This window comes from Amedibacillus sp. YH-ame10 (genome assembly GCF_053848885.1).
Window position 1 is genome coordinate 1 of record NZ_JBSPFA010000051.1, and the last position, 9,782, is coordinate 9,782.

General features: G+C 34.7%; 12 protein-coding genes. 2 read left to right on the forward strand and 10 right to left on the reverse strand.

Features of this window, described 5'->3' with window-relative positions; all coding sequences use genetic code 11:
• Positions 1–112 precede the first annotated feature (112 nt).
• From ACWG42_RS14465 to ACWG42_RS14485, 5 genes are all read right to left on the reverse strand, one after another.
• Positions 113–238, reverse strand: coding sequence for a hypothetical protein (locus ACWG42_RS14465; RefSeq protein WP_455793272.1), 126 nt, complete (start codon positions 236–238; stop codon positions 113–115).
• A gap of 30 nt (positions 239–268) precedes the next feature.
• On the reverse strand, positions 269–1,072 hold the full coding sequence (locus ACWG42_RS14470) for a hypothetical protein (RefSeq protein WP_455793273.1): 804 nt from the start codon (positions 1,070–1,072) through the stop codon (positions 269–271).
• Positions 1,073–1,086: 14 nt separating this feature from the next.
• A complete protein-coding gene (locus ACWG42_RS14475) occupies positions 1,087–1,602 on the reverse strand; it encodes a GNAT family N-acetyltransferase (protein ID WP_455793274.1) in 516 nt (171 codons plus the stop codon).
• A gap of 15 nt (positions 1,603–1,617) precedes the next feature.
• Positions 1,618–2,415: a hypothetical protein gene (locus ACWG42_RS14480; protein ID WP_455793275.1), complete on the reverse strand. Its 798-nt coding sequence runs from the start codon at positions 2,413–2,415 to the stop codon at positions 1,618–1,620.
• 70 nt (positions 2,416–2,485) lie between these two features.
• On the reverse strand, positions 2,486–2,947 hold the full coding sequence (locus tag ACWG42_RS14485) for a hypothetical protein (RefSeq protein WP_455793276.1): 462 nt from the start codon (positions 2,945–2,947) through the stop codon (positions 2,486–2,488).
• Positions 2,948–3,084: 137 nt separating this feature from the next.
• On the opposite strand from ACWG42_RS14485, the gene ACWG42_RS14490 reads away from it, so the two are divergent.
• On the forward strand, positions 3,085–3,936 hold the full coding sequence (locus ACWG42_RS14490; protein ID WP_455793277.1) for a mechanosensitive ion channel family protein: 852 nt from the start codon (positions 3,085–3,087) through the stop codon (positions 3,934–3,936).
• A gap of 34 nt (positions 3,937–3,970) precedes the next feature.
• Here ACWG42_RS14490 and ACWG42_RS14495 read toward each other — a convergent pair whose 3' ends face one another.
• From ACWG42_RS14495 to ACWG42_RS14510, 4 genes are all read right to left on the reverse strand, one after another.
• Positions 3,971–5,767 (reverse strand): DEAD/DEAH box helicase, encoded by a 1,797-nt coding sequence (locus tag ACWG42_RS14495; RefSeq protein WP_455793278.1) that lies wholly within the window; start codon positions 5,765–5,767, stop codon positions 3,971–3,973.
• A gap of 270 nt (positions 5,768–6,037) precedes the next feature.
• Entirely contained in the window at positions 6,038–6,415 is a 378-nt protein-coding gene (locus ACWG42_RS14500) for a hypothetical protein (RefSeq protein ID WP_455793279.1), read from the reverse strand.
• Between the two features lie 488 nt (positions 6,416–6,903).
• The gene (gene trxA, locus ACWG42_RS14505) at positions 6,904–7,212 is read right to left on the reverse strand and encodes a thioredoxin (RefSeq protein ID WP_455793280.1); all 309 of its coding nucleotides are present in this window, start codon (positions 7,210–7,212) and stop codon (positions 6,904–6,906) included.
• Between the two features lie 63 nt (positions 7,213–7,275).
• The gene (locus ACWG42_RS14510) at positions 7,276–8,151 is read right to left on the reverse strand and encodes a Cof-type HAD-IIB family hydrolase (protein ID WP_455793281.1); all 876 of its coding nucleotides are present in this window, start codon (positions 8,149–8,151) and stop codon (positions 7,276–7,278) included.
• Positions 8,152–8,247: 96 nt separating this feature from the next.
• On the opposite strand from ACWG42_RS14510, the gene ybaK reads away from it, so the two are divergent.
• Positions 8,248–8,730 carry a Cys-tRNA(Pro) deacylase gene (gene ybaK, locus ACWG42_RS14515; protein ID WP_455793282.1) on the forward strand — a complete coding sequence of 161 codons (483 nt, stop codon included), beginning with the start codon at positions 8,248–8,250 and terminating at the stop codon, positions 8,728–8,730.
• 40 nt (positions 8,731–8,770) lie between these two features.
• Here the strand turns inward: ybaK and ACWG42_RS14520 are convergent, their stop codons facing one another.
• A complete protein-coding gene (locus ACWG42_RS14520; protein WP_455793283.1) occupies positions 8,771–9,625 on the reverse strand; it encodes a Cof-type HAD-IIB family hydrolase in 855 nt (284 codons plus the stop codon).
• Positions 9,626–9,782 lie beyond the last annotated feature (157 nt).

The window sequence follows — 9,782 nt, forward strand, 5'->3', positions numbered from 1 at the left end:
ATAATTTAACTCTAACACATTGTTGTTTTCCATAGTTAAATTATACCAAAAAAACACGTCTTCCTCTTATGAGATTGACGTGTTTTTTTATGTTATGGCTGTTTCTTATTCGTTACAGCCTCTCCAAATAAATATCGATTTCTTTCTCATCTTCACGATGAATAAACTTCATACAAATGCAGATGGAATGTTGTTCTACCATAATCATAAAGGAAATAGGTGCACCTCGCACTTCCATGTCATCACCTACACCATACTATGTCATAGGTTAGATTTTGATATCCTCATCGTATGCACATAACATTCCCATATAATAATATACCAAAACACTACACATAAGAACACCATAGATAACACTTACCAAAACTGGTCCCCACATCTTAATATTTTCAAAGGCAAACGCAACATACGTCCCCGCAAATGCAAACGGATTAGAACTAATCATAATATCATGCACAATTAGCATAGGCACAGAATTACTTCCTATCCCAAAGAAGACATCCATTATCAAATTATAAAATATCGCAACAAGTGCCAATGTCAACAAAGCATAAAAGCAGAACTGATAATGTTTTAATACTTTCTTTGTAGCTTTCCAAAGGATAACGAATGGATTTTTCTCTCCATCAAAAAGATAGAAAAAGGAAAAGGTCTGAACAGGAATATAGAATATAGCCAAGAGTGTACAAACCACGCTCATTACAGAAGTTAAAGAGGATGCGTATTGTAAAAGAGCCATAGAGCCCCATGCACTTCCTATCATAATTAGAAAGAATACACTTTGTAAGAAAAAGTATGGAAGTACATATGGTTTCATAGAATGTGGTATCTCTATATCCCTTTTCTTATGAATGAATTGAAATAATAGAATCAAGTATATAAAGGAAGTCCCTAACACAAACACGTACAACGCAAAGTAATAGTAGTTAGAGAATGCACTGATATACACTATGGTATTAAAAAAAGATAATGCTAAGCTATATAACAAGGATGGTATGATTAACATAAGCGTTAATTTTATACGATTTCCTTTTAGATTTGTGAAATTGATAAATTCATGTATTGTTTTCATAGTTACCTCTTCATTTATAAATCTTGAATGCTTTGGATATGTTGGCTAATCCAATAATGTACAAAGCTATCTTCATGTTTAATGATACCACCTACTCGCTCACACAGTTTTCTGCTAGCGTCATTGTTATATTCACAACAAAGTAAGATATCTTCCATGTGATATTGCGTATGTGCTTCTTGTATCAACGCTTGTAATGCAAGGGTCGCATATCCTTGTTTACGAAAATTTTGCATAATGCAAATACCGATGTGTCCACTATCTGCATATAAAGCTTGTGAAAGTTCCTTCTTTAAGGTCGCGATACCAATCGGCTGATTATCCAATAAAACCCAATACGTCATATGAGGAAAATCATGTTTATAAAGAGTGTGTACACTATGTTTATGAATCCACTCTTTTACATGGTCTTCTTGATCATCGTTTAGTGTCAAGAATGTAAAGGGATTGTGTTCTCGTACCAGTTCCTTTAAACAAAAGATATAAGCTTCTTCTTGTTCATTGTGCAATTGTTTGATAGTAACCTTCATATCCAACCTCAACCCTTAGAATGCTTTCGTAGTAGATCCTTGTGGAATGGTCGTATCATCATTGTATAGTTTTGCTAAATACGTATAAAGTGGTAAACAACAAGCGTATAAACCTGAATAATATACTAGATTTACAAGTGTAATTAAAATCGCAGAAGTTACACTGATATTAGCCCCTACAATAAGACCTGGTAAAATCGCACCTGCATAAAGACTATCACTTAATATCATATCGGTAAGTCTAGGTACAAATGATTGTCCTAACAAATACCAAATCATCAAACATAAGGCAGCCATAAACACTTCTCCAATATGGTCTTTCATAACTTGTACACTCACGCTCAATACTTGTCCAAATTTTCCTCTATCATAAATCCCATATGCAATCAACGCATTCCAAGCCATAAAGAATGCATATACAAGGGTATACAGAATCAGATATAAAAATGTAATACTTCCTAAGAATGCACATAACACATTCACTAGTATTTGTAATATGCTTAAAAGTAAACCCATAGCAATAAAGAGTCCAATCCTAGATATCCCAAAGCGGATATCCGCGAAGCGAAAGGGTTCATTACGTACTGCCTTAATAAATAAAAACATTACGATATAATTTGCCAGTATATTCAATAAAGACAGGAAGAAGGATACGATAGAATACGTAGACCCACTTACATCCATAGCAAGTTGTAACCCTTCCATGTATAACATAATGCTAAGAGATACTCCAAACAACGCTAGAAAGATTTTTAACCCTCTTCCTTTCAATATATCTTTTGTATGAAAAAATACAACTCGTAATAGTTCCATAAATAAAATCTCCTTTTTTTTAACATGTTTGATTATAACATAACACCCCACAAGAAGAAAGCAGCACCTCTCATAAAGCGTGCTGCTCATTACTCGTTTTTTGACATGCCTCATCTGCATATTGTGCAAAGTATTGTTCAATCTTTTTTCTACCTAAACATTTCAATTGATAAGTTTGGTTGTTTTTTAAGATAATATTAAGTACATCTAAATCTTTACGTGTACTTGTGATTTCCCAATGATAAATATCTTCCCAAAACAATAAGAAACATTCATCATTTCCATTGTTCAAATAAAAGACAGCGTGTGTATCATAGAAATCGATCAATAACATATCTTTTACAAAGAGTAGGTAGTAACAAAAAATGACGGATATAATAATGCCAACAATAAAGAAGCGTGTACATAGAAGCGCAATTCCAAAGCATAAAAATAAAAGAATAAAGCCGTATGGCTTCGCTTTGATCTGTGCAATCTTATGTCCACTGGTTGGTAAATTCCTGATTTTCAGTATCTTGCTTCTTACATTCACATAGGCACCTTCTTATCTAAAATTATTATATCTAAAAATAATTTATATTCAACAATATCACACAATTCCACTTATTTAGCCTATATATTTTGTTTATTTCCATGTATAATAAACAACATAAGAAAGGCAGTGATACCATGCTTGCATTATTAAAAACCATCAACGATATTGGAAAAGGTACATTCTTTAATTATGGTCTATTAGGCACCATAATCATAATGCTTATCTTTCTTTGTTCTACGTATATATTGATACGTATTTTATCTCGTATCATTAAGACAAAACAATTGGCAAATGAGAAATTTATTCTTCGTCTGGTAAAAATCGTACTTTATACGATTGCTATATATGCTTGTCTATCCTTATTAAAACCTTTTGAATCTGTACTCAGTAAGATATGGGGGAGTGCTGGTATTTTAGCTGTTGTATTTGGTTTAGCGGCTCAAGAAGCATTGGGTAATATGGTCAATGGATTACTAATTTCTACATTCAAGCCATTTCGTATCGGGGACTTGGTAAAAGTAAACAATGGAGAATATGAAGGATATGTCGCAGATATATCATTGCGAGATACCGTCATTAAAACCTATGAGAATACGCGTATCATTATTCCTAACAGTGTCATGAACAAAGCTGTCTTGGAAAATGTGAGTCGCAGTGGGAATGCGAAAGGTAACTTTCTTATGTTGGAAATTGGTTATGAAAGTGATTTGGATAAAGCAATGTGTATCATACAAGAAGAAGTGATGCGACATCCAAATTATCAAGACGCAAGAACTCCAGAGGATATTGCGAACTGCATCCCTCCTGTCATTGTACGTGTCATTGACTTTAATGAATCTGGATTACAGTTACGTACGACGATTTATTCAAAGAATAACGCGGAAGGATTTGCCATGTTATCAGATTTGCGTATCTCCATAAAAAAACGCTTCGATCAAGAAGGCATTAGTTTCCCTTATCCACATCGAACCGTTGTCATGAAATAATAAACAAAAAGGATTCCGAGGAATCCTTTTTCATTTACTTCGTTTTCGTTTTTGATTTGCGAACGCTTTTGTCATGGTTTCCACTACGACGAGAAGATTTCTCTTTCGCAGGAGCACTTCCACGACTCTTACCATCGTCTTTTGAACGACGACGTTCTCCACCGCTATTGCGATCTCCTCTAGAACGATCTCCTCTTGGACGATCCCCTCTTGGACGATCACCACGATCTCCGCCAGATGATCTACGTTTTGGAGCGCTATCGATTTCAACCATTACTTCTTGTCCACGAATATGGCTTCTTTGCATACCTGTTAAGACAGCATCCACTTTATTCGCTTCAATATCTACTAAGGTAAAGCCAGGACGTACATCAATACGACCGATTGCTTTGCTTGTTAGACTAGTTTCTTCTGCAATTGCGGCTACGATATTACCAGGTTTTACACCATGTGAGCGACCAATGCTGAATTTTAATGTAACTGCATCGAAGTCAGAAGCGTAACGTTTTGCATTTTCTTCTTCTTCAATATCAATAATTTCATTCTTGTATGCCATAGAAATTAAAGCAGATAAAATATTTTCTACTGCAATTCCTTCCGCAATCAATTCATTTGCAATTTCCATGCTTTCTTCTGTAATACCTTCATTACAAGCCAATTTTACAGACTCTATGTAGGCATTGCGGTTTGCGGCCATCAGTTGTGCTGATGTTGGAAGTGCATGACGAGCAATATTTGTTTTTGTATAACGAATGATATCACGGATTGCATTACGTTGTTTACCACCACTGATTAAAGTAACGGCAACACCTTTTTTACCTGCTCTACCCGTTCTTCCTACACGATGAATATAGTACTCATTGTCTTGAGGAATATCAAAGTTTACAACCAAATCAATATCATCTACATCGATTCCACGAGCCGCAACATCTGTTGCGATTAAGATTTGGAATTTTCCAGAACGGAATTGTTCCATTACTCTTGTACGGAATTCTTGTTTCATATCTCCATGAAGAGATAATGCTTTGATATCGTGATTGTTTAATTCCGTGCTTAATTCATCTACCATTCTCTTTGTATTACAGAAGATCATACAAAGTTCTGGATCATAATGATTTAAAAGAACGCGTAATGCATTGTTCTTCTTTCCACGTGGTGTTTCATAATACACCTGTTCTACAGTATCGATTGTACGCTGTGCAGATTTGATTTCCACCATAACAGGATCATTTTGAAACTGTTTTGTAATTCTTAAGATTGCCTCTGGCCATGTTGCAGAGAACAGAATGGTTTGATGTTGGTTACCTTCTGGCATAGAACTTAAGATTTCTTCAATATCTTCTTTAAATCCCATGTTTAACATTTCATCGGCTTCATCTAGGATTACCATTTTTGTATCCGCAAGTTTTAATGTCTTACGATTTAAATGATCCATGATTCTTCCTGGTGTACCTACAACAATCCCACATCCTCTTTTCAATAATTGGATTTGGCGATCAATTGGTTGTCCTCCATAAATAGGAACGATTTTAACGCCCTCTTTATATTTGGAAAACTTTCTTAATTCAGTTGCTACTTGTGTAACTAATTCTCTAGTTGGACAAATAATCAGAGCATTCGGGTTTTTATTACCCACGCAAACTTTTTCGATTGCCGGGATACCAAATGCCGCTGTCTTACCTGTTCCTGTATTGGAACGACCCAGAACATCTTTGCCATCCATAATACATGGAATGGACTGTGCCTGAATGTCGGTTGCATTTTCATATCCCATCTCCTCAACAGCCTTCATAATCTCGCTGCTGATGTTTAATTCATTAAATTTTGTCATTGCTACCTTCTTTCTATATATATGACAAGTAAAGCTTCATAAATAACTTAGTAAGTTTACCACACGTTCATATCTTCGTCAATTTATTTATTTTTATAAGTAGAAAATGAAAAATATATCAACACATAATAAATAAAGCCCCACAAGAGGACTTTATTTATTAGATCATAGGGATTCATGAGCGTCTATACAGATACAGGGATAGTGTTTATCTATATATTGCCATAGTTATCATAGAAAACTTTCTATACGAAACCTGTCGAAATATTGTTATTGTGCTTCTTTTTCATGAATAAAAGGCTGGATTGCTTTTTGAAAGTCTTCATAAAGAACGAATTGAATACCATCCTCTTCATACGCTACATAATATTTTCCTCGACTATCATAGATGACTTCATATGGGCTTTCTTTCACCAACACACATGTTATATGCACTTTATATCTTGTTTTATTGTTGTTGACCAAATGATCTTCGTATACATAATGTGTATTTATATACAAAGGGTAATCGATCCCATCTATATGTATTTCACCTTTTTCTATATCATCCAAGAAGAAATCCGTTTGTGTTAGTTCCACAAACTTATCCGCAAAGGTTACTTGTGCTTGTTTTAAAACTTCAGATTCTATTAAATTAAGTATTTTCATAAGGACACCTCGTTCCTATATTATAGCATGTAAACTTCTCTATGCATCACACAATTTAACATAAATAATACATTATACTACCGTATACATTTTGTATACTTTGTTCAGCAAGAGAATACTTGCTGGTATGAGAATTCTTAATGTAAGAATTCGTTCATACTTCTTCCCTTTCAATAATTTATAATTAGTTTTACAAAAAAGGCACTTCCCCCCAAGTGCTTTTTTTGTACCTCTTTGTATCACACAAAGTACATTACAACATATAGAAAAACACATAATTTACCATGGTTTCTACAAACTTAAACGACAACATTATTATATACTGTAATCAGCAAGTAGCTAATACTTGCCAAGTATGAATATTCCCCCCAAAAATAAACTCATACTTTCTCCCTTTCAAAATAATAATAATACTTAGAAAAAGGCACTTTCCCCAAGAGTGCCTTTTTCATTGTACATATACACACTATAAGAGAATGGATGTCCTCTTATAGTACCGCGTTTAATTCGCTAGCTAATTGTGGTTTTGGTGTAAAACCTTGTAGCTGTTTTACCGCTTTTCCATCTTTGAAAATAATCATAGTAGGAACAGACATAATACCAAATTGCATAGCCAATGCTTGATCTTGATCAACATCTACTTTCACAATTTCTACTTTTCCAGCAAATTCACTAGATAAATCTTCAAGTACAGGTGCTAACATCTTACAAGGTCCGCACCAAGTCGCAAAAAAATCTACTAAAACAACACCATGTTGGATTGTTTCTTCGAAGTTCTCTTTATTTATAATTTTCATATAAGCTACCTCCATTTACGTTAACAGTATATCACAATGTATGCTACGTATACATGAATATGCTCATAAATCAAAATGTCTTTGTAAAGTTTTCGCAACGCCTTCTTCTTCGTTGCTTTCACACACTTCTTTTGCAATTTCTTTAAGACCGGCAAATGCATTTTTCATAGCGACACCTATCCCTACAAAAGCAATCATTTCCATATCGTTTTCCCCATCTCCAAAAGCCATCATTTCTTCTGCTTTGATACCAAGACGCTCTCCAACGATTTTTAAGCCATGGGCTTTGCTTACACCCAAAGGCATGACTTCAATCCAGCGTGGGGTGGTTAACCCAACCCAATATCGGCCTTTTAAATCTTTCCTTGCCTGTTCCATAACTTCCGCTATCACATCTTCATGATAAGTTACACTTATTTTGTTCGCGCACTCTTGAATTTCTTCTGGTGTTTGAATATGAAAATGTCTTGGATACCCTTGACGATTGTCATACAACAATTCAAATGGCCCAGGTGTCCAAGGAAAGTCATCTGGAAGATTATGTACCTTACGATACTCCGCTTTTTCTTTATAAATAGCTTCGCTCATATAATCGTACATACCATCATCCAAATGTGATAATATTTCTACATTCCACTTCATAAAATAATGGAAGAGTTCATGTATTTGAGGTACTTCCATTTGAGATAATCGTTCACGTTTTCCCTGTTGAACATCATAAATGGCACTCCCGTTGATTTCCACAAGGTAGCCACCATACCTATCCATTTCTAATTCCAATGCATGTTTCATAAGTCGACTATAACTTCTTCCACTTGCTAGCACCAAACGTATCCCTTTACGCTGTAATGCCATTAAGACTTCTTTTGTCTTTGGCAGGATTTCATTATTTTGCGTTAATAATGTTCCATCCATGTCCATTGCTATTAGTTTTATCATTCTATCACCTGAGCGAATTATATCATTTCCACTCACAAAAGAAAAGATGACGCTGTGATATAGTCGTACTATAATTTTGTCATATGAGGTGATGAAATGAGCAATGAAAAGACAAATGCCATGCGCATTTTAGACAAAGCAAAACTTTCCTACGAGGTATTATCTTATCCACATGGAAAGGATGCAGTCGATGGTATGCAGGTGGCATCCATCCTTCAACAGAATCCTAGTACTGTATTTAAGACCTTGGTAACACTATCAAACACAAAGGAATATCTTGTATTTGTAGTGCCTGTTGCATATGAATTAGATTTAAAGAAGGGCGCAAAAGTCGCTGGTGTAAAACACATTGAAATGATACATGTGAAAGATATCCAAAAGATAACTGGTTATATACGTGGAGGTTGTTCTCCTATTGGTATGAAAAAAGCATATCGTACCTTTTTTCATGAAAGTTGCCTATCATATTCCCACATTATGTTTAGTGCAGGTAAGATTGGATTACAATTGAAAATGCATCCACAGGATGTCATCACCCTTATCGATGCACATACCAGTGATATTATCCGTTCACTATAAGCAAAAGAAAAGCATTTGAAGAAATCACTCAAATGCTTTTTTAGTTCTCATATGTAAGATATTTATCGAGTGCTTTTACAATTCCTTGATTCTCATTGGTATCTGTTACATCAAAGGCAACACGTTTTAAGCTTTCCATGGCATTTCCCATTGCGATTCCATACTTTACAGTACGTATCATTTCCATATCATTTTCCGCATCTCCAAAAGCCATCATTTCATCCGTTGTAATGCCTAGCTCTTTTCCAATCCTTAACAAAGCACTTGCTTTGCTAACACCCTTTGGCATAACTTCGATCCAAGCAGGTCCTACTTCTAATATATCGTATTCTGCTAAATCTTTACGTATTTGAGACAAATGCTTCTTAAAAAAGGATGCTGTTTGAATCAATACAAACTTATTGATATCTTGTGTAATCTTATATTCTGTATCATGAATGGATAAGAAACGACGTTTTCCTTGATTGAATCCATAGTCCATAGGATGTCCTACTAATAAAGAACGTACTTTCTTTAACATCTTCAAACGTGTACTTATGAAATCATAATGATCATATCCACAACAGCTGATACATTCAAAATTATATTTCTTTGCTAGACGATTGATTTTATACGCATCTTGTTCACCAAAGACTTTATCCACAAAGTATTCTTTCTTATGAAAATCATAAATGATTTGTCCATTCACACCTGCTACATAGTTATTCCCAATATGCTCTAACTGTAAAGGTTTGTACACAAACTCAATACCACCCTTATCGCGTCCCGTAGCTATTACAATGACAATTCCACGTTGAGAAGCTTCAATCAAACGCTTCTTTGTTTCTTCATCTATTATTTTCTCTTTTGTTAATAATGTTCCATCTAAATCCAGCGCTATTAGTTTTATACTCATATCCCATCCTCTTTCCACTTCATAATTATAACGGATATAATCGAGTAGGAGATAAATAATTATTTTATTTATCGTCCTCTCACACCACCGTACGTACGGTTCCGTATACGGCGGTTCAGTATATTTTATATAGATTTGTTTCGATAGAGGGTTTCCA